Genomic DNA, 18,586 nt, shown 5'->3' with positions numbered 1-18,586 from the left:
CCTGGCCGGCCGGCGCGCGGTCGCGCGCTGGGCCATCCAATCCCAGCAAAAGTGCTCTTGCGGTTTTGCGTCCGGGATTGCGGTTCAAAGAATCTCCTCACGCCGAATTGGCTTTGCTCACCGGCTCCGGGTGGGCGGCCTGGCCGGCCGGCGCGCGGTCGCGCGCTGGGCCATCCAATCCCAGCAAAAGTGCTCTTGCGGTTTTGCGTCCGGGATTGCGGTTCAAAGAATCTCCTCACGCCGAATTGGCTTTGCTCTCCGGCTCCGGGTGGGCGGCCTGGCCGGCCGGCGCCCGCGCCGCACCGGCTGGGGCGTCTGAAAGAAACTGGTGGCCCACCGCATCGGCGGCGTTGAAGCGCACGGCGCGATCTTATATGGAAGGGGTCTCGCGCGGCCCACCGAGCGTGATTTGCTTTGCGTGCGGCCTTGGCCCGCGCCGCGGGCACCCGTAGCTCAGCTGGATAGAGCGCTGCCCTCCGAAGGCAGAGGTCTCAGGTTCGAATCCTGACGGGTGCGCCACCCTCTCCCCATCCCGCCTGACGAAGCCTGCCAGCGGCCCGCACGCGATGCGATCGCGCCGACGGACGCCTGTCGTCCGCGTCTCCGCCTGGCAGACCGGCGCCGCGAGGCCGATCAGCCGGCCGCCTGCGTCTCCACCAGCCGCTTCAGCGCCTCGCCCGGCGCGCGAAGATCGTAGCGCCGGTCGACGAGGCCGAGGCGCGGGAAGTAGCCCCGGTCGTGGTCGCAGAAGGTGTCAAGGAACACCCGGACCCGGTCGCCGGCGCGCCTGGCGGCCTCGCCCGCCTTGCGCACCCGCTCGGCAAGCGCCGCCTCGTCGGCCATCTCGACGGCCGGATCCTCGCCGGCCAGCTGCACGTGCACCTGCGCGCGCATCGCGTTATCCGCCGCCAGTTGGGCGATGGCGGCGATGGCGGAACCTGCCGGCTCCACCCCCGGAACGGAGAGGACAAGCCCGGCCAACCCGTTGGCCCGCACCAGCTCCAGCGCCGCCGTAAGGTCCGGCTCGTCGGCCCGGAAGCCGTGGCGGATGAAGTGGGCGAACCGGTTGCCGTCGTGCTCGGCATCGGCGGAGAGCCGCAGCTTCGACAGGGTGACCGGGACCTGCCGGAACGCCTCGCTTGCCGCCGCCTCCTGCGCAAGGTCCGGCAGGTCGGCCATCCGGCCGGTGATCTCCAGCGCCGCGATGGCGGCGCTCACCTCCGCGATGGCCGCCTGCGCGGTTGCGTCCGGCAGCCCGTAGCAGAACGCGGTGAAGCGATGGCCGCGCGCACCGAGATCGCGCATCCGTCTTGCGTAGAGCGGATCCACAAGGTCGCGCACCGGCACGCGCAACTCCCGCACGCCCAGCTCCCAGAGCGCCTGCACGAGGCAATCGTTGCGCACCGGCTTGCGGTTGAACTCGTCCACCGCCCCGGCAAAGGCGACGGAATGGACGTCGGCCCAGCCCACCCTGAGATCGACGCCTAGCGGCGCCGGCCGGATCATCGGGCTGGCGAGCGGCCGGCGCGTGCCCCGTGCGGCCGCCTCCGCGTCCGTCTCGCCGAAGCTGCGGACCACGTGCACCACGTGACCCTCCGGGTAGACCTCGACCAGCAGGAACCCGAGCTTGGAGCGCTGGTCGCGCCCGTGTTCGGTGCCGGGGCCGGGCGCAACCGCGAACATGTCGGCATAGTCGTGCCGGATCGCCGACGTCGCGGGGGCCACGTAGAGATCGGTGGTGCCTGCGCGATTGTAGAAGAAGTTGTGCACGTGGCCGCAGAAGACCGCCTCGGCGCGGTCCCGGATCATCGCCAGGAAACGGCCGCGCCCAGGCTCCGCCAGGTTGTCGTAATGCTCGACCTCGTCGGCCGCCTGCAGGAAGGGTGGATAATGGGTGAAGACGAAGGTGCGCCCACCCCGTGACAGCTCCTCCTCCAGCCAGCGCCACTGCCGTTCCTCGGCCTCCAGCCCGGTGTTGAAGATCTCGTCGTTGACGATCAGGAACCGGCAGCCGGCGTGCTCGAAGGCGTGATGGTCGGCGCCGAACTGGCCGCGATAGGCGGCAAGCGCCGCATCGTCCACCGGCGCGGCCGGCGTCCAGCCGGTAGGCTTGTCGCCGAGATCGTGGTTGCCGGGGACCAGATGCACGGGCATCCGCAGGGCGCCGAAGAGGGCATGAAAGCGCGCCGCGGCGGCCTCGTAGTCGGCGCTGCCCGGCAGCGGGTGAATCATGTCGCCCAAGTGAACCACGAAGTCGGGGGCGAGCGCGTTGATCTGCGCCACGACCGCCGCCGCCCGGTCGTTGGCGAGTACGTTGGTGCGCCAGGGCGACGGGCTGAAGTCGTCGCGCGGATTGACGTGGGTGTCGCCCACCGCAACGAAGGTGAAGAGCGGCGCGCGCGTGTCGGTCATGCCTGGTCTTTCCGGGGGATGGGGAAGCGGGCGGGGCGCTTGTCCAGGAAGGCGGCGATGCCCTCGGCTGCTTCCGGGTCGCGGCGGGCGGCATTGATGGTCTCTCCCTCCCGCGCCAGCGTCTCACTCAGCGAGCTTGTCTCGGCGGCCGCGATCAGCCCCTTGATCCGGGCGGTGGCGCGCGGCGGACCGGCCGCCAGCGCGTCCGCCAAGTCGAGCGCCGCATCGAGCGCTTCGCCCGGCGCCACGAGCCGGTTCACCAGCCCGAGCGCGTGGAGGCGTCCGGCCTCCACCGGTCCGCCGGTGAGCAGGATCTCGGCGGCAAGCTGCCGGGGGAGGGCGGCGGTCAGGAAATGGCTGATGCCGCCGTCCGGCGTCAGTCCGAGGCGCACCTGCGCGGCCACGAAGCGGGCGTTCTCGCTGGCCACAACCAGATCGCACGCGAGCGCCAGTGAAAAGCCGATCCCCGCCGCGCCGCCGTCCACCGCCGCGATCACGGGCTTCGGCGAGCCGGCCACCGCCTCGATCATCGCCTTGAGCCGGTCCGTCACGTCCGTCTGCTCGGCCGGGGTCATGGCCAGCGTGGCGGAAAGCGCCCGCACATTTCCGCCCGCGGAGAAGTAGCCGTTGGCGCCGTGGATGACGATGGCGGCGACTTGCGGGTCGGCGCCGGCCGCCTCGATCGCCCGGGTGATCGCCGGGTTGACGTCGGGACCGATGGCGTTGCGGGTGGCCGCGTCGTCGAGGGTGACGACCAGCACGGCGCCTCGGTGTTTGCGCCGCACCACCGGACTTTCAGCGGACTGCGGCATGTCGTTAGTCGGCAAAGGTTACGAGTGTCCGCCCGTGGATGCGGCCGGCGATCATCTCGTCCATGTAGGCGGGCAGCGCCTCCAGGGCGATCTCCCGGCCGAGCGCGTCGAGCCCGTCCGGCTTCAGGTCGCCGGCCATCCGGTTCCAGATGAGCTGGCGCAGCTCCATCGGCGTGTCGGAATTGATGCCAGCCAGCGTCACGCCGCGCAGGATGAAGGGCAGCACGGTGGTCTTCAGCCCGATCCCGGCGGCGTTGCCGATGGCGGTCACCACGCCCTGGGGCGCGGTGGTGCGCAGCAACCACTCCAGCTGCGGCCCGCCGACGGTGTCCACCGCGCCGGCCCATTCCGCGCCTTCCAGCGGCTTGCGCGTTTCCTCCGCCGGCGGGGTGCGCACCGCGCTGGCGCCGAGGCCGCGCAGGAATGCCTCCTGGTCGGTCTTGGAGCTGATCGCTGTCACCGAGAAGCCGCGCCGCGCCAGCATGCCGACCGCAAGCGAGCCCACACCGCCTGTTGCGCCCGTGACCGCGATCGGCCCGCGATCCGGGGTCACGCCCAGCTCCTCCAGCTTGTGAACGGCCAGGGCCGCGGAGTGTCCCGCCACGCCGAAGATCGCCGCTTCGCGCGGTGTCAGCCCGTCCGGCAGGCGCACCAGCCAGTCCGCCGGAACCCGCACCTTTTCCGCAAAGCCACCGTCGTGGCTCACCCCGATGCCGCGGCCGTGCACGATCACCCAGTCGCCGGGCCGAAAGCGGTCGCTGGCGCTCGTCTCCACCTGGCCAACGGCCTCGATGCCGCCGTTGCACGGGTAGCGGCGGATGATCGGCGCCTTGCCGGTGCCTGCCAGCGCGTCCTTGTAGTTGATGCCGGCATGGCGGGTGGAAATCACCACGTCGCCGGCGTCCAGCGCGTCGGGCTCCATGGCCACGACGGTGCCGCGCGGTCCATTCTCGGTGTCCTCGATCCGGTAGGCTTTCATGGTCGCGGGGTCTCTCATCCGGGCATGGAACGGGCGCGCTTCTCGCTGCGGGCGCGCAGGATGGGAAGCGCCACGAAGACGGCGGTCAGGACGAACAGGGCGAGGGCGATCGGCTGGGTAAAGAAGGCCAGGACGTTGCCGTCGTTCAGGATCATGCCCTGCCGGAAACTCTGCTCGATCATCGGCCCCAGAACGAAGCCGATGACGATGGGGGCAAGCGGAAAGCGCCCCAGCCGCAGGAAGAAGCCGGCCGCGCCCGCCGCCAGCGCCACCACCAGGTCGAACGGGTTGTAGTTCACCGTGAAGGTGCCGATGGCGATCAGCACCAGCACACCCGACAGGAGCAGCGGCTCCGGCATGCGCAGGATGCGCGAGAACACCGGGCAGAGCATCGCGCCGAGCACGTACATGGCGATGTTCACGAAGAACAGCGCCACGAAGATGAAGGTCACGAGGTCGCCGTTGTCGACGAAGAGGCGCGGCCCCGGGGTGATGCCCTGGATAACCAGCGCCCCCAGCATCACCGCGGTGATCGGGTCGCCGGGGATGCCCAGCGACAGCGTCGGCACCAGCGCCCCGGCGGTAACGCCGTTGTTGGCCGCTTCCGAGGCGATCAGCCCGTCCGGTTCGCCGGTTCCGAACTTGTCGCGGTTGGGCGAGGTGCGCTTGGCCTCGGCATAGCTCACCATGGAGGCGGCCGTGGCACCGACGCCCGGCAGGATGCCGGTCCAGGTGCCAATTATCGACGACTTGACGATCACCTTCCAGCGCTGCAGCAGTTCAACCGCGCGGGGAAACTCGAAGGCGCTCTTCGGAAGGTCGTCCGGCATCCCGGACTGGCGTTCGGAAACGCGCCAGAACACCTCCGACAGGGCAAACAGGCCGACCAGGAACGGCACCAGCCCGATGCCGGCGGCGAGCTCGAACGAGCCGAACGCCAGCCGGATGTCGCCGGTCAGCGGGTCCTGGCCGATGGTGGCCGCCAGCAGGCCGAGAAAACAGGCCGCGCCGCCGCGAAGCAGGTCCTCGTTGGCGACGCTGATGACGCAGGTGAGCGCGAACAGGCCAAGCGCAAAATACTCCACCGGCCCGAACATCAGGCCGAGCCGGGCGAGCAGCGGCGCCGCCAGCACCAGCACGGCGGTGGAGACGAGGCCGCCAATGAGCGACGCGGTGGTCGCCCAGCCGAGCGCCAGGCCGCCCTTGCCCTTCTTCATCATCGGGTAGCCATCGAACAGCGTCGCCGCCGCCTGCGGGGTGCCGGGCGTGTTGATGAGGATGGCCGAAATCGAGCCGCCGAACACCGAGCCGCAATAAAGGCCGAGAAGCAGCGTGATGCTGGCTTCCGGGCCGAGCACGAAGGTCAGCGGCAGGGCCAGCGTGATCGCCAGCACCGAGCCGAGGCCGGGCATGGCGCCGATGACGATGCCGGCGGCCGTGCCCGCGACCATGAAGAACAGGATCGAGGGGGAGGCGACGGTCTGCAACGCGGCGAGGATGCTGTCCATGGGTATCGCCTCAGAACCAGCCGAAGAGGTCGTCGAGGCCGAAGCCCGGCGGGCGGATGACGAACACCTCCGCGAAGCAGTACCAGGTGGCGACGACGAAGATGACGGTCACGAGCGCGATGACCAGCGGCCGCCTGTAACCCAGAAGCACGGTGAGCGCCGGCATCGCGACCAGGCTCGCGACGAGGAAGCCGACCACGTCGAAGAGCAGGAAATAGGCCGCCGTCAGAAGCACGACGGCGAGGAGCCGCCACCAGACCGGGGTCGGCTGGGGTCGCTCCTGTTTGCCGACTAAGGACCGGACAACGAGCCCGATCGAGACCAGGGTCAGCAGGGCCATCAGCAGCCGCGGATAGAACACCGGATCGCGGGCGATCTCGGCATCGGAAAAGCCGGTCCCCACCGTCTGTGCGTAGAGGAGGGCGGAGACGCCCAGAAAGGCGCCTCCCCCGATGAGATCCGATATGCTCCGGGGCATGGCCACGGCCCTGCTCGCCGACCGCTACTTCAGGACGCGTTCGATGATGGCACCGTTCGTGGCGCTGCCTTCCTCGACCGCCTGACGCACACCGTCGCTGTCCTTGAACAGCACCAGCGTGCCGAGCCCGTTGAGCGTCTCGCCGAAGCGGGCGCTTTCCGACGTCTGCTTGCAGGCGTCCACCAGCGTGGTCTTCACGTCGGCCGGAATGCCCTTCGGCGCGAACACGCCACCCCACCAGGAGGCGGTGGTGGTGAAGCCCTCCTCGATGGAGGTCGGCACGTCCGGGGCGGCGTCGACGCGGTCCTCGGAGAACACCGCAACGGCGTTGAGATCGTTCTTCGACACGTTGGAGATGATCGCCATGTAGAGGTCGACATGGCCGCCGAGCAGGGCCGTCACGCCCGGGCCGTCACCCTGGAAGGGCACGTGCTTGATCTGGACGTCGGTGTCCTGGAGGAACTTCTCCATGGCGAGGTGCGGCAGCGAGCCCGGTCCGGGGGTGCCGTAGCTGAGCTCGTTCGGGTTCTCGCGGGCGTAGTCCACGACCTCCTGGAGGCTCTTGAACGGCGAGTCCGGCTTCACCGCCAGCGCCTGCGGGCTGTAGAAGAGCTGGCAGATATAGTCGAAGTCCTCGATCGTGTAGGGCGTCTCGCGCATGTGCGGCTGGTTGATCAGCGGTGCGGCCGGAACCACGCCGATCGTGTAGCCGTCGGGGCGCGAGCGGGCGAGCTGCGCCGTGCCCACCGTGCCTGCGCCACCGCCGACATTGGTCACCGGCACGTTGACGCCGAGGATCTCCTCCAGCTCGCGGGCTGCCGCCCGGGCCATGGTGTCGGTGCTGCCGCCGGCCGGGAACGGCACCATGACGGTGACGGAGCGCGACGGGTAGTCGGCGGCGAGCGCCGCGGCGGGGGCCATGAGGGCTGCCGACAGCGCGACGGCTGCGGCCTTCATCGTGAGGTGCTTCACTGGGGTCTCCTTCCCTGAGTGTCTTTTCTGGTCGTGTCCGGCGGGTTGGCCCGCTCTTCTTTTGGTGTCTGGTGTTCCGGTCAGCCGTCCGGATCGGCGGCGAGCCGGACGACGCAGTCGCCGGCGACGACGCCCGAACCCTGCGGCTGGACGAAAAGCGGATTGATCTCGACCTCCTGGAGGCCGCCGTCGGCCTTCGCGATCCTTTCCGACAGGGCGGCGATCGCGCGCGCCAGCGCCTCGGCGTCGGCCGCGGGGCGGCCGCGCACGCCGGCAAGCACCGTCGCCACCCGGGTCTCGGCCACCATGCGCCGCGCCTCCTCGACCGGGATCGGCGCCAGGCGGAAGGTCACGTCGGAGACGATCTCGGCCAGGATGCCGCCGGCGCCGACCATCACCATCGGTCCGAACACGGCATCGATGCGCGCGCCGAGGATCACCTCCACGCCGCCAGCCACCTGCTGCTGCACCAGGATCTCCGGCGTCGCGGTGTCGGGATCGGCCGCGCGCCCGGCCGCCGCGATCGCCTCGAAGGCGTCGCGCACCGCGTCCTCGGTGGTGAGGTTCAGGCGCACGCCGCCGATGTCTGACTTGTGGACGATGCGCTCCGACAGGAGCTTCATCACCACCGGAAAGCCGAGCTCTCCGGCTGCCTCGCACGCGGCGTCCGCCGTGGTGGCGATCCGCTCGCCGGGCGCCGCGATCCCCGTCCCCGCGATGGCCTGTTTCGATGCCGCCTCGTTGAGCGTGCGCGTCGCCGCGGCCGGTTCCGCGCCCGCGCCTTCCAGGCCCTCGGGCGGGGTCGCCTTGGCCAGGCCGAACCGGTAGACGGCGGACAGGCCCCGGATGGCCCGTCCCGGCGTCGGGAACACCGGGATGTCCGTCTCGTCCAACCGGCCATAGGCGGTCTCGTTGCCGGCGTGCGGCGCGTTCCACGCCACCACCACCGGCAGATCGATGCGCGCGACCAGCGCCTTCAGCGCCTCCGTCACGGTCTCCGCCGCCGGGCCCGACGTGGCGGCCAGCGCGATGGCCAGCATGTCGACGTTCGGATCCCGCGCGACGGCTTCCATCGCCTCGCGCACGGAGTCCGGATCGGTCAGCGCGCCGGCGGTCACGTCCAGCGGGTTGGCCACCGAGGCGAAGGCCGGAAGCCGCTCGCGCAGGTCGGCCAGTGTCGCCTCGGCGAACGGCTCGATGGCAAGCCCCAGCTCCTCCGCCCGGTCTGCCATGGCCACCCCGGCGCCGCCGGAGATGGTCACGATCCCGACGCGCGGACCGTAGGCCCAGCGCTTGGCGGACAGCGCGCGGATGCAGTCGGCCATGTCGCCAACGTCGCCGGCGGTGACGATGCCGAGCTGGTCGAAGGCGGCGCGGTAGAAGCGCGGGTCGCCGGCGAGGTTGGCCGTGTGCGAGGCCGCGGCGCTCGCGCCGGCCTTGGAGTTGCCCACCTTCCACAGGACCAGAGGCACGTCGCGCTCCAGGGCGCGCGCCGCGATCCGGCGCAGCGGCCGGGCGTCCCGGAAGCCCTCGATATAGGCGGCGACGACGCTGGTGTTGGCGTCCTCGACCATTCCCTCGATCATTGCCAGGGCGGTGGTGTCGGCCTCGTTGCCGGTGGAGGCGTAGCGGCGCATGCCGATGTCCTCGTCGCTCATTCCCATGATGAGCGAGTTGCCGAAGGCGCCGGACTGGGACACGACGCCCACCGAGCCGGGCTTGTAGGTGAGCCGGTAGGGCGGGCCGAATCCCACGTGGATGCGGTCGGCGATGTTCATCACGCCCTGGCAGTTCGGGCCGATCAGGCGCACGCCGGCGCGCCGCGCCGTCTCCGACAGGGTGCGCTGCAGTGCCTCACCCTCCGCGCCGGTCTCGGCGAAGCCGGAGGCGAAGATGACCGCGAACGGAATGCCCTTGCGGCCCGCCGCCTCCACTACCGCCGCCACGTGTTTCGCCGGCACCGCGATCGCCACGAGGTCCGGCGTGTCCGGCAGCGCGGCCAGGTCCGGATGGCAGGGGAAGCCGTGCACCCGCTCATATTTCGGGTTCACCGGGTAGACGGTGCCGGAATAGGCATGGTGCTTCAAATTCTCCACCACCTGGCTGCCGACGGCGCCGGGCGTCTCGGTGGCGCCGACGACGGCGATGGCGTGCGGCCGGAACAGCCGCTCCAGGTCCGGCGCGTCCGTGGAGGTGCGCGCCACGCTCGTCTCGAGCACGGCTGCCTGAGCGCTCATGAGGCCCTCCGGCGCAGCGTCTGCTTGACGATGTTGAGCTGGTGGATCTGGCTGGTGCCCTCGTAGATCCGGAACAGCCGCACGTCGCGGTAGTAGCGCTCGATGGGGCTGTGGTTGGCGACGTAGCCGGCGCCGCCGAATACCTGCACGGCGCGGTCGGCCACACGGCCGCACATCTCCGAGGCGAAGTACTTGCAGATCGAGGCTTCCAGCGCGATGTCGCGGCCCTCGTCGCGGGCCCGGGCCGTCTCTAGGATCAGGGCGCGCGCGGCATGGATCTCGGTCTGGCAGTCGGCGAGAAGCGCGGCCACCAGCTGGAAGTCGACGATGGGCCGGCCGGACTGCTGGCGCGTGGTGGCGTGGTCGAGCGCCAGGTCCAGCATGCGGATCGCCGGCCCGGTGCACAGCGCCGCCAGGTGGATGCGCTGCTTGTTCAGCACCTTCATCGCGGTCTTGAAGCCGACGCCCTCGACGCCGCCGATGAGGTTGTCCGCCGGAACCCGGCAATTCTCCAGGATGACTTCGCCGACGGGCGAACCCGCCTGGCCCATCATCCGGTAGCCGGGGCTGGTGGACAGGCCCGGCGTGCCGCGCTCAACGATGAAGGCGCTGACGCCGCGCGCGCCGGTGCTGTCGGGATCGGTGCGCGCGAAGACGGTGAAGAGATCGGCGATCGGCGCGTTGGTGATGTAGCACTTCCGGCCGTCGATCACGTAGGCGTCGCCGTCGCGGCGCGCCGTGGTCTCGATGTTGGAGGCATCGGAACCGGCGTTCGGCTCTGTCAGCGACAGGCAGCCGGTGGCCTCGCCGCTGGCGAGCCGCGGCAGGAAGCGCCGCTTCTGCTCCTCGGTGCCGTCGGCGACCAGGGCCTCCGATCCGATGCCGGTGTTGGTGCCGACCCGCGCCCGGTAGGCAACGGAACACTGGGAGAGCTCCAGCGCGCCCAGGATCAGCTCCTCGGTGGTCAGGCCGAGCCCGCCATACTCTTCCGGGATCGACCAGCCGAAGAAGCCGCGCGCCGCCATGTCGGCGACGATCTCTGCGGGAACCTCATCGGCCTCCGCGACGCGGTCCTCGTTCGGGTGCGCCACCTCGCGGACCCAGTCGTGGACCTCGGAAAGAAGCGCATCGAGCTTGTCGTTGTCCCGGATCATCCCGTCCTGCCTGTCATCGGCGGCGTCAGCCCGCCGGAAAAGAGTGCGCGCGTACGGCTCACGAGGTCGTCGCCGATTGCGCCCAGATCCTCCGGCGTGATGCGGAAGATCGGCATCATCACGCCGAGCACGCCGGCCACCTCGCCCTCGTGGGTCGGCACCGGCACGGCGACGGCCGCCGCCCCCTCCACGCGTTCCCCGATCGACGTCGCGTAGCCGCGCGAGCGGATCAGCACGAGCTCCTGGCGCAGCGCGTCGAGATCGACGGAAAAGCGCGTGAAGATCTGCGGTGAGAGGCCGTCGAGATAGGCGTCCACCTCGTCGCCGGGAAGCTGGGCCAGGTGTGCCTTGCCGCCGGCGCCGACATAGAGCGGAAAGCGGGTGCCGGGATCGAGCACGTAGCGCACCGGCCGCATGCTCGGGATCATCTCCACCACCACCTGGTCCCAGCCGGCGCGGCGGAACCAGGTCACCGTCTCGCCGTAGGTCTCGGCGAGGTCGCGCATCAGCGGGCGCAGGGCGGCCAGCTGGGCGTTCTCGCTGAGAACCGGTCGGGCATAGGTGAGGATGCCGGGAGAGATGGCCCATTCGCCGCCGGAGCGGGTGTCGACCAGGCCGGCCCGGGCCAACTGGTCGAGGGCGGCGTCCGCCTGGCTCGCGGTCAGCCCCATCCGCCCGGCAAGCGTCGCGGCGGTGACGCCCCGCGCCCCGGCCGCGGACACTTCCCGCAGGATGCGCAGCCCCTCGTCGAGGGTGCGGGTCATGCCGCCGCTCTCAGGCCGGGTGAACCGCTTGTCGGCGTCGCGAACGAGGTAGCCGTTCGCCTCCAGCGACCGGACGATGCGGTGGGCGATCGTGGTGCCGGTTCCGATCGCCTCGGCGATCTCGGACGTCGATAGCGGACGCTCCGCCTCCGACACGACCCGGACGACGTCGAACGCACGCTGCAGCGTCTGGAGCTGGTTCTTGGGTTCTGGCATTTCCTCAGGTATTCCGATTATCGGTATTTTCCGATATTAGGAATTCGTTTTCCGGATCTGTCAACCGGGGGGAGACGGACGAGCGAAAATCGCCGCAGGACAGGCGAAATCGCATGGCGACGGCCTTCGCCGCCGCATTCCGGAATCCGGAAACAATGCAGGGTGAGCCGGACGATGAGCTGGCTAAGCGGCCGTGCTATCCGCGTCGGCCGCGCCTGCGGCAGCAGTTCCTCGGGGGAGCGGTGTCATCGCGCTCGGGGTCGGTGCCGTGCGCCTCCAGGCAGGCGCGCAGGAAGGTCCTCAGCACCTCGGTCATCCGGTGGCCGGTACGGGTCACCAGCTCGAACCGGCAGACATAGGAGATCTCGCCGGCACAGAGCCGGCGCAGCGAGCCGTCGGCGACGAACGGCGCCGCCACGTGGTCCGGCAGGAACCCGACATAGCGCCCCGACTGGATCAGCATGAGCTGCGGCTCGATCTGGTGCACCGTCGCCTCCGCCCGGCCCAGGCTGAAGCGCTTGTGGTCCTGTTCGCGCCAGTAGCCGCGCCGCACCATGCCGTGTTTCTGCAGCGCCGCCGGGGTGATCTCGGTCTCCGGCCGGTCGAACAGCGGATGGCCGCGCCCGACATAGAGCTCGTGCGTCTCCTCGTAGAGGAAGGCCCGGTCCAGCCCGGAGACCGGGTGGGGAAAGCTGCCGATGCCGCAATGGTAGGTGCCGTCGTGGATGCGCGCCTGCAGCTCCTGTGGCCGCTCCTGCACCAGCGACAGCGACACCTCTGGCGCGGTGGTCTTGAAGGCGGCGATGGCCTCGGTCAGCCGGCAGCTCGGGTCGGTGAGGATGCTGTCGGCCAGCGCGATCCGGAGCTCGCCGGTCAGCCGGCCGCGCAGCGCCTCCGTGTCGGCCTCGAAATCGGCCATGGAGCGAAACAGCCGCCGCACCGACTCGTGCACCCTGCGTCCCTTTTCCGTCAGCGCGAAGCCCACCCGGCCGCGCTGGCAGAGCTTGATGCCGAGCCGCTGTTCCAGCGCTGTCATGTGGTTGGAAATGGTCGACGCGGCGATGTTCAGCTCGGCTTCCGCCGCGGAGAAGCCGCCGTTGCGCACAACGGCATCGAACACGACGAGCAGGCGGAGGTCGGATCCGGCGAGGCGCATGGCTTCAATACCTTGATGATCGTCAAGACAACGTTTGAGCCTGGCCTATTTTTTCAACGTTTCGCAATCCCCTAAGCTTTCCTTCACGGCGAAAGCATCGCCATTGGCAGACGAGGGATGCGCGGGTGAACGACAGGCTTCTCAACCAGCCGCTTGGGGCCAACGACATGCCGCGCTTTGCCGGCCCGGCCACTATGATGCGCCTTCCCATGGCGGAGACCGCCGAGGGGCTCGACGCCTGCTTCGTCGGCGTGCCGATGGACATCGGAACCTCCAACCGCTCCGGTACCCGCCACGGCCCGCGCCAGATCCGGGCGGAATCCTGCATGCTGCGGCCCTTCAATCTCGGCACCGGGGCGCGTCCCTTCGAAAGCCTGCAGGTTGCCGACATCGGCGACGTCGCCATCAACACCTACGATCTCAAGAAGACGGTGGGCATCATCGAGGCCGCCTACGACGCGATCCTCGCTCACGGCCCCGTTCCGCTGACGCTTGGTGGCGACCACACGCTGACCTATCCGATTCTCAAGGCCGTCGCGAAGGTGCACGGCCCGGTGGCGCTGATCCACGTCGATGCCCACGCCGACATCAACGACCTGATGTTCGGCGAGACCATCGGCCACGGCACGCCCTTCCGCCGCGCCTACGAAGACGGCTGCCTGCAGCCCGACAAGGTGTTCCAGATCGGCCTGCGCGGCACCGGCTATTCGCCCAAGGATTTCGACTGGTCGCGGGAGAAGGGCTTCACGGTCGTGCCGGCCGAGGCCTGCTGGCACAAGTCGATGACGCCGCTGATGGAGGAAATCCGCGGCACGATCGGGCCGGACTGCCCGGTCTACCTCTCCTACGACATCGACAGCCTCGACCCGGCCTTCGCGCCGGGCACCGGCACCGTGGAGATCGGCGGGCTGACCACCTGGCAGGCACTGGAGATCGTGCGCGGCTGCCGGGGGCTGAACCTCGTCGGCGGCGATCTCGTCGAGGTCTCGCCGCCCTACGATCCCTCCGGCAACACCGCGCTCATCGGCGCCAACCTTCTCTACGAGATGCTCTGCGTCCTGCCGGGAGTTCGCTACTAGGGCCGCTCCCGTCCAACACCTGACACACCTTTCAATCCCGAGCGCCGCGAACGGCGCCGATCCACCTCACCGGAACAACCTGCAGGGGAACGACATGATGACGACGACGATGCGAAAGAGCCTCCTGGCCATCGGCACCTCGGCCATCGCGCTGGTCGCGGCCGGCCCGGCGCTGGCCGCCGGCGAACTCAACGCGCTGGTCTGGTGCGACCACACCGATCCGGAGCTGATCCGGCCCTTCGAGGAGGCGCACGACGTCCGCGTCAATCTCAAGGAGTATGAGGGCACCGGCACCGCCCTGTCGCTGGTGGAGCAGTCCCGGCCCGGCGATTGGGACGTGTTCGTGATCGACGGCATCGATGTGCCGCGCGCGATCGACGCCGGCATCCTCGGCGAGCTGCCGGAGGGCACCGCGCCCGACACGATCTTCCCCGAAGTCGCCCTCGACGAGTTGCAGGTGCGCGACGGTAAGCGCTACGCCGTCACCGAGAAGTTCGGCTACAACACCGTCTCCTTCAACAAGGCGGACGTCGACCCGGCCGCCATGGAGGACATGACGGCGCTCTGGAAGGACGACACCTACAAGGGCCAAATCGCGGTCTACGACTACTATCTGCCGGTCATCGGCATGGTCGCCATGGGTCTTGGCAAGCAGACCGCCGATCTCACCGAGGACGACCTGCCGGAGATCCGCGAGACCCTCTTCAAGCTCAAGGACAACGCCGCGCTCGTCGGCGAAGTGGTCTCCTCGCAGACCGCGATCGCCACCGGCGAGGTCGACATTCTCGTTGGCGGCGGCGAGTGGGTGACGGCCGGCCTGTCGGCGGAGAATCCGGACCTCGACTGGATCCTGCCGGAGCAGGGCGGCGTGCGCTGGTCGCAGTCCATCGGCGTCTTCGCCGATTCCGAGCGCAAGGATCTCGCCGTGGAGTTCGTGAAGTACATCCTCTCGCCGGAGGCTCAGGCCAAGCTCGCCACCTCGTCCTGCTACTGGGCGATGCCGGCCAACGCGGCGGCCGGCGACGCGCTCACCGATCAGCAGAAGCAGGCGCTGCGCTGGGACGACCAGCCGGACTACCTGAAGAACGCCCAGCTCTACCCCTCGCCGGATGCCGAGCTGGACGCCAAGATGCAGGACCTGTGGGCGGAATTCCTGCAGCACTGATCGCGGCACGGCTGGAGAACGCTTGATGGCGACCGTTCGACGGAGGGGAGGGGACGGGCTCAGGCCCTGGGCCTTCGTGGTCCCCGCCCTCCTGTGGACGGTCGCCTTCTTCTGCGCGCCCTTCGTGGTCATGGCCGCGGTGTCGCTGTGGGAGCGGGTCGGGACCGACCTCGTGGCAAGCTGGAGCTTCGTCAATTACGCGAAGTTCTTCGCCCGTCCCCACTTCCTGGAGGCGATGGCCAACTCGCTTGAGGTGACGGCGATCGTCACCGTGCTGTCCATCCTGCTTGCCTATCCGCTCGCCTGGATCCTGGCCGAGCGGGTGCCGGAGCGCTGGCAGCGGATCGCGCTCATCTGCGCCATCCTGCCCTTCTGGACCTCCTACGTGGTGCGCTCCTACGCCTGGCTGCTGGTGCTCGCCAACAACGGCGTCATCAACCAGGCGCTCACCGGGATCGGACTCATCGACGAGCCGCTGTCGCTAGCCAATTCCCGCACCGCCACCGTCATCGGCTTCGTCCACTTCTTCGTCATGCTTCTGACGCTGACCATCTACGCCAACCTGAAGCAACTGCCGAAGAACTACGCCCGCGCTGCAGCCGATCTCGGCGCCAGCCGGTTCGCCACCTTCGTGCACGTCATCCTGCCGCTGACGCTTCCCGGCATCATGGTGGGCGCCTTCCTCACCTTCGTCCTGTGCATCGGCGACTACATCACGCCGCAGATTCTCGGCGGCAACTCCGACCTCGTGATGCCGCAGCTCATCATGCTGCAGATCGGCCGCCGGGCGGATTTCCCCACCGCGTCCGCGCTGGCGATCCTGCTCATGGTCGTCGTGACCCTCGTCTACATCGCCTGCGCGCGCTGGCTGAAGCTGGAGCGCGCCTGATGCGTCGCGCGGGTGGATCCGGTCTCGGCACGGCGGCGGCGGTCGTCTACGCGGGGGCCATCTACGCCTTCATCTTCCTGCCCGTGGTGGTGCTCGTCCTGTTCTCCTTCCAGGACGGCCGCTTCCCTGTGCCGCCCTTCCGCGGTTTCTCGCTGCGCTGGTACGAGGCGCTCATCGCGGACCGCTACCTCACCGCCGCGCTGGTCAACTCCGTCATCGTGGCGCTGGTCTCGTCGGCGGTGGCGGTGACGCTGGGCTTCCTCGCGGCCTTCGGGCTGGCCCGCTTCCGGCTGCCCGGCGCCGGCCTGCAGAAGGCGCTCATCGTGGCGCCGCTGACCGTCTCCTACCTGATCATCGGCATGGGGCTGCTGATCACCTTCAACGCCATCGGCATGCCGAAGTCGCTGTTCGCCGCCGGCATCGGCCACGTGGTGATCAACATGCCGCTGTGCTTTGCCATCGTGTTTTCCCAGATGGGCGCCCACCAGGCCAACGCCGAGCGCGCCGCCCGCGATCTGGGCGCCCGCGAATGGCAGGTGCTGCTCCTCATCACCGTGCCGATGATGGGGCCCGCGCTGTTCGCCGCCTTCTTCCTGTCGATGACGTTCTCCTGGGACGAGTTCATCATTTCCTTCCTGCTGACGCGCTTCGACGTCACCCTTCCCGTGGAGATCTGGAGCATGCTGCGCTCGGGTCTGAACCCCAAGACCAACGCCGCCGGCAGTCTGGTCTTCTTCATCTCGGTCGCGCTGCTGCTTGTGCTCGAGCTTGCGGTCTTCGGCCGGCGGAGGGCGCGATGAGCACGGCCGGCATCGAGATCAGGAGCGTCACCCAGCGCTTCGGCGGCTTCGTCGCGCTGGACGGCGTGTCGCTCACCATCGCTCCGGGCGAGTTCGCCGTGCTGCTCGGCCCGTCCGGCTCCGGCAAGACGACGCTGCTGTCCATCATCGGCGGCTTCCTGGTGCCGCAGCAGGGCGACGTCCTCATCGGCGGTGCGGACATGACCACCGTACCGCCGGCGAAGCGGCCCACCACCACCGTCTTCCAGGACTACGCGCTGTTCCCGCACATGACGATCCGCGCCAATGTCGGCTTCGGCCTGCGCATGCGCGGGGTGGGGAAGGCCGAGCGGAACGAAAAGGCCGACGCCATGCTCGCCCTGGTCGGCCTGGAGGGGCAGGGCGGCAAGCGCCCGCACCAGCTCTCCGGCGGCCAGCGCCAGCGCGTCGCGCTTGCCCGCTCGCTCGCCGTCGACCCGTCCGTGCTGCTTCTCGACGAGCCGCTCGGCGCCCTCGATATGAAGCTGCGCCGGCAGATGCAGGAGGAGTTGAAGCGCATCCAGCGTGAGGTCGGCACCACGTTCGTCCACGTCACCCACGACCAGGAGGAGGCGATGGCCATCGCCGACCGGATCGTGGTGATGAGCGCCGGGAAGATCGAGGACGACGGCCCGCCCGAGCGCATCTACCTCAAGCCGCGCACCCGCTTCGCCGCCGACTTCATGGGGCTGAGCTCCTTCCTGCCGGGCCGTGTGGTCTCCTGCGATGGCGCCACCGCCACCGTCGACACCGCCGCCGGGTCCCTCACGGTCACCGACGCCCGCGCCTGGCAGCCGGACCGCGCCGTGATCCTGTCTATCCGGCCGGAGCATTTCCTCTCAGAGCCCGGCGACGACGGCCGCCAGCCGCTCGGCCAGGCGGTGGTGGAGAGCCTCTCCTTCCTCGGCACCAACCATCAGGCCACCGTCCGCCATTGCACGGCGGCGGATTTCTGCCCAACCGTGCTGCTGCCCCAGACCGGCGAGCCGCGCGTCGGCGAGACAATCGGCCTCTGGGTCCGGCCTGACGCGCCCGTCATCCTGGAGGAGTGAGCATGGCCGACCTGCCCCGCATGGCCGCGCGCGACTGGTACCGCACCCGCCGTCTTGCCGACGACGTCACCTTCATCGACGAGCCGCACATCCGCGAGTTCTATCGCTGCAACATCTGGCACGTCCGCGGCCGCGACCGCGACATGCTGGTCGACAGCGGCATGGGCGTCGTCAGCCTGCGCACCCACGTGCCGTTGGTCACCGAGCGCGCGCTCACCGCCGTGGCGAGCCACACCCATTTCGACCATATCGGCTGCCATCACGAGTTCGCCGACCGCTGCGTCCACGCGGCGGAAGCCGACATCCTCGCGAACCCGACGCGCACCGCGATCCTGGCCGATCCGTACGTCACCGACGACATCTTCACCGCACTGCCGCCGGAGCCCTACGCCTCCGCCACCTACGCCGTGAAGGCCGCGCCGGCCACCCGTATCCTGGAGGACGGCGACGTCATCGACCTCGGCGACCGGACCTTCGAGGTGATCCACACGCCGGGACATTCCCCCGGCGGCATCGCGCTCTACGAGAAGGCCACGCGGATCCTGTTCTCCGGCGACATCGTCTATGACGGGCCGCTGATCGAGGACACGTATCACGCCAATGCAAACGCCTACGTCGCCTCCATGAAGCGACTCTACGACCTCCCGGTCTCGATCGTCCACGGCGGCCATTTCCCCAGCTACGGGCCGCTGCGCCATCGCGCCATCATCGGCGACTGGCTGCGTGCCAAGGGCGCGCTCTGAGGCCCGCACACTCTGTTCCTGACATTCCAGTTGACAACTTTCGCGCTCCTCCATGCCTTTTCATGGTAGTTCTGTGACAAGTTGCTTGACCGGGTGACAGGAGGTCTGCTGAGTAGGCGAAAGCGGTTCCGCGCATTTATCGATCGGCAGAC

The 18,586-nt window shown here is 69.3% G+C and carries 16 protein-coding genes and 1 tRNA gene; 7 read left to right on the top strand and 10 right to left on the bottom strand.

The window, feature by feature from the left end; all coding sequences use genetic code 11:
- Window positions 1-442 precede the first annotated feature (442 nt).
- Window positions 443-519: transfer RNA gene (locus tag C507_RS0113395), tRNA-Arg, on the top strand.
- A 114-nt stretch (window positions 520-633) separates the two neighbouring features.
- On the opposite strand, the gene C507_RS21335 is transcribed toward C507_RS0113395, so the two are convergent.
- The 10 genes from C507_RS21335 to C507_RS0113345 all read right to left on the bottom strand — a co-directional run bounded on the left by C507_RS21335 (window position 634) and on the right by C507_RS0113345 (window position 12,688).
- Entirely contained in the window at window positions 634-2,412 is a 1,779-nt protein-coding gene (locus C507_RS21335) for a metallophosphoesterase family protein (RefSeq protein ID WP_018700217.1), read from the bottom strand.
- A complete protein-coding gene (locus tag C507_RS0113385; protein WP_051089778.1) occupies window positions 2,409-3,224 on the bottom strand; it encodes an oxepin-CoA hydrolase, alternative type in 816 nt (271 codons plus the stop codon). The genes C507_RS21335 and C507_RS0113385 overlap by 4 nt, the downstream gene beginning before the upstream one ends.
- A 4-nt stretch (window positions 3,225-3,228) precedes the next feature.
- Window positions 3,229-4,203, bottom strand: coding sequence for a YhdH/YhfP family quinone oxidoreductase (locus C507_RS0113380; protein WP_018700215.1), 975 nt, complete (start codon window positions 4,201-4,203; stop codon window positions 3,229-3,231).
- Window positions 4,204-4,217: 14 nt separating this feature from the next.
- The gene (locus C507_RS21330; RefSeq protein ID WP_018700214.1) at window positions 4,218-5,711 is read right to left on the bottom strand and encodes a tripartite tricarboxylate transporter permease; all 1,494 of its coding nucleotides are present in this window, start codon (window positions 5,709-5,711) and stop codon (window positions 4,218-4,220) included.
- Window positions 5,712-5,721: 10 nt separating this feature from the next.
- Window positions 5,722-6,189, bottom strand: a complete 468-nt coding sequence (locus C507_RS0113370) for a tripartite tricarboxylate transporter TctB family protein (protein ID WP_156829303.1) — start codon at window positions 6,187-6,189, stop codon at window positions 5,722-5,724.
- A 24-nt stretch (window positions 6,190-6,213) separates the two neighbouring features.
- Window positions 6,214-7,161 carry a tripartite tricarboxylate transporter substrate binding protein gene (locus tag C507_RS0113365; RefSeq protein WP_018700212.1) on the bottom strand — a complete coding sequence of 316 codons (948 nt, stop codon included), beginning with the start codon at window positions 7,159-7,161 and terminating at the stop codon, window positions 6,214-6,216.
- An 80-nt stretch (window positions 7,162-7,241) separates the two neighbouring features.
- On the bottom strand, window positions 7,242-9,398 hold the full coding sequence (locus C507_RS0113360) for an acetate--CoA ligase family protein (protein WP_018700211.1): 2,157 nt from the start codon (window positions 9,396-9,398) through the stop codon (window positions 7,242-7,244).
- Complete coding sequence (locus tag C507_RS0113355) at window positions 9,395-10,552, bottom strand: acyl-CoA dehydrogenase family protein (RefSeq protein WP_018700210.1); 1,158 nt, start codon at window positions 10,550-10,552, stop codon at window positions 9,395-9,397. Before C507_RS0113355 ends, C507_RS0113360 begins: the two co-directional genes overlap by 4 nt.
- A complete protein-coding gene (locus tag C507_RS22450) occupies window positions 10,549-11,532 on the bottom strand; it encodes an IclR family transcriptional regulator domain-containing protein (protein ID WP_018700209.1) in 984 nt (327 codons plus the stop codon). Before C507_RS22450 ends, C507_RS0113355 begins: the two co-directional genes overlap by 4 nt.
- 196 nt (window positions 11,533-11,728) lie before the next feature.
- Window positions 11,729-12,688, bottom strand: coding sequence for a LysR family transcriptional regulator (locus C507_RS0113345; RefSeq protein ID WP_018700208.1), 960 nt, complete (start codon window positions 12,686-12,688; stop codon window positions 11,729-11,731).
- Window positions 12,689-12,855: 167 nt separating this feature from the next.
- On the opposite strand from C507_RS0113345, the gene speB reads away from it, so the two are divergent.
- The 6 genes from speB (at window position 12,856) to C507_RS0113315 (ending at window position 18,434) form a co-directional block, all read left to right on the top strand.
- Window positions 12,856-13,767, top strand: coding sequence for an agmatinase (speB, locus tag C507_RS0113340; RefSeq protein WP_040401158.1), 912 nt, complete (start codon window positions 12,856-12,858; stop codon window positions 13,765-13,767).
- Between the two features lie 97 nt (window positions 13,768-13,864).
- A complete protein-coding gene (locus C507_RS0113335) occupies window positions 13,865-14,932 on the top strand; it encodes an ABC transporter substrate-binding protein (RefSeq protein ID WP_018700206.1) in 1,068 nt (355 codons plus the stop codon).
- A gap of 25 nt (window positions 14,933-14,957) precedes the next feature.
- Window positions 14,958-15,821 carry an ABC transporter permease gene (locus tag C507_RS0113330; RefSeq protein WP_026319074.1) on the top strand — a complete coding sequence of 288 codons (864 nt, stop codon included), beginning with the start codon at window positions 14,958-14,960 and terminating at the stop codon, window positions 15,819-15,821.
- Window positions 15,821-16,621 carry an ABC transporter permease gene (locus C507_RS0113325; protein WP_018700204.1) on the top strand — a complete coding sequence of 267 codons (801 nt, stop codon included), beginning with the start codon at window positions 15,821-15,823 and terminating at the stop codon, window positions 16,619-16,621. The genes C507_RS0113330 and C507_RS0113325 overlap by 1 nt, the downstream gene beginning before the upstream one ends.
- On the top strand, window positions 16,618-17,691 hold the full coding sequence (locus C507_RS0113320) for an ABC transporter ATP-binding protein (protein WP_018700203.1): 1,074 nt from the start codon (window positions 16,618-16,620) through the stop codon (window positions 17,689-17,691). The genes C507_RS0113325 and C507_RS0113320 overlap by 4 nt, the downstream gene beginning before the upstream one ends.
- 2 nt (window positions 17,692-17,693) lie before the next feature.
- Window positions 17,694-18,434 carry an MBL fold metallo-hydrolase gene (locus C507_RS0113315; protein WP_018700202.1) on the top strand — a complete coding sequence of 247 codons (741 nt, stop codon included), beginning with the start codon at window positions 17,694-17,696 and terminating at the stop codon, window positions 18,432-18,434.
- The last annotated feature ends 152 nt before the right edge of the window (window positions 18,435-18,586 follow it).

This window comes from Amorphus coralli DSM 19760, assembly GCF_000374525.1.
Taxonomy (GTDB): Bacteria; Pseudomonadota; Alphaproteobacteria; order Rhizobiales; family Amorphaceae; genus Amorphus; species Amorphus coralli.
Note: the sequence above shows the minus strand (reverse complement) of the source record. Positions and strands in the feature narration are given on the sequence as shown.

Coding starts and splice junctions, on each gene's coding strand:
- C507_RS0113355 (WP_018700210.1), bottom strand. CDS start 10,552: ATGATCCGGGACAACGACAAGCTCGATGCGCTTCTTTCCGAGGTCCAC.
- speB (WP_040401158.1), top strand. CDS start 12,856: ATGCCGCGCTTTGCCGGCCCGGCCACTATGATGCGCCTTCCCATGGCG.
- C507_RS0113360 (WP_018700211.1), bottom strand. CDS start 9,398: ATGAGCGCTCAGGCAGCCGTGCTCGAGACGAGCGTGGCGCGCACCTCC.
- C507_RS0113335 (WP_018700206.1), top strand. CDS start 13,865: ATGACGACGACGATGCGAAAGAGCCTCCTGGCCATCGGCACCTCGGCC.
- C507_RS0113325 (WP_018700204.1), top strand. CDS start 15,821: ATGCGTCGCGCGGGTGGATCCGGTCTCGGCACGGCGGCGGCGGTCGTC.
- C507_RS0113320 (WP_018700203.1), top strand. CDS start 16,618: ATGAGCACGGCCGGCATCGAGATCAGGAGCGTCACCCAGCGCTTCGGC.
- C507_RS21335 (WP_018700217.1), bottom strand. CDS start 2,412: ATGACCGACACGCGCGCGCCGCTCTTCACCTTCGTTGCGGTGGGCGAC.
- C507_RS0113345 (WP_018700208.1), bottom strand. CDS start 12,688: ATGCGCCTCGCCGGATCCGACCTCCGCCTGCTCGTCGTGTTCGATGCC.
- C507_RS22450 (WP_018700209.1), bottom strand. CDS start 11,532: ATGCCAGAACCCAAGAACCAGCTCCAGACGCTGCAGCGTGCGTTCGAC.
- C507_RS21330 (WP_018700214.1), bottom strand. CDS start 5,711: ATGGACAGCATCCTCGCCGCGTTGCAGACCGTCGCCTCCCCCTCGATC.
- C507_RS0113315 (WP_018700202.1), top strand. CDS start 17,694: ATGGCCGACCTGCCCCGCATGGCCGCGCGCGACTGGTACCGCACCCGC.
- C507_RS0113385 (WP_051089778.1), bottom strand. CDS start 3,224: ATGCCGCAGTCCGCTGAAAGTCCGGTGGTGCGGCGCAAACACCGAGGC.
- C507_RS0113370 (WP_156829303.1), bottom strand. CDS start 6,189: ATGCCCCGGAGCATATCGGATCTCATCGGGGGAGGCGCCTTTCTGGGC.
- C507_RS0113380 (WP_018700215.1), bottom strand. CDS start 4,203: ATGAAAGCCTACCGGATCGAGGACACCGAGAATGGACCGCGCGGCACC.
- C507_RS0113330 (WP_026319074.1), top strand. CDS start 14,958: ATGGCGACCGTTCGACGGAGGGGAGGGGACGGGCTCAGGCCCTGGGCC.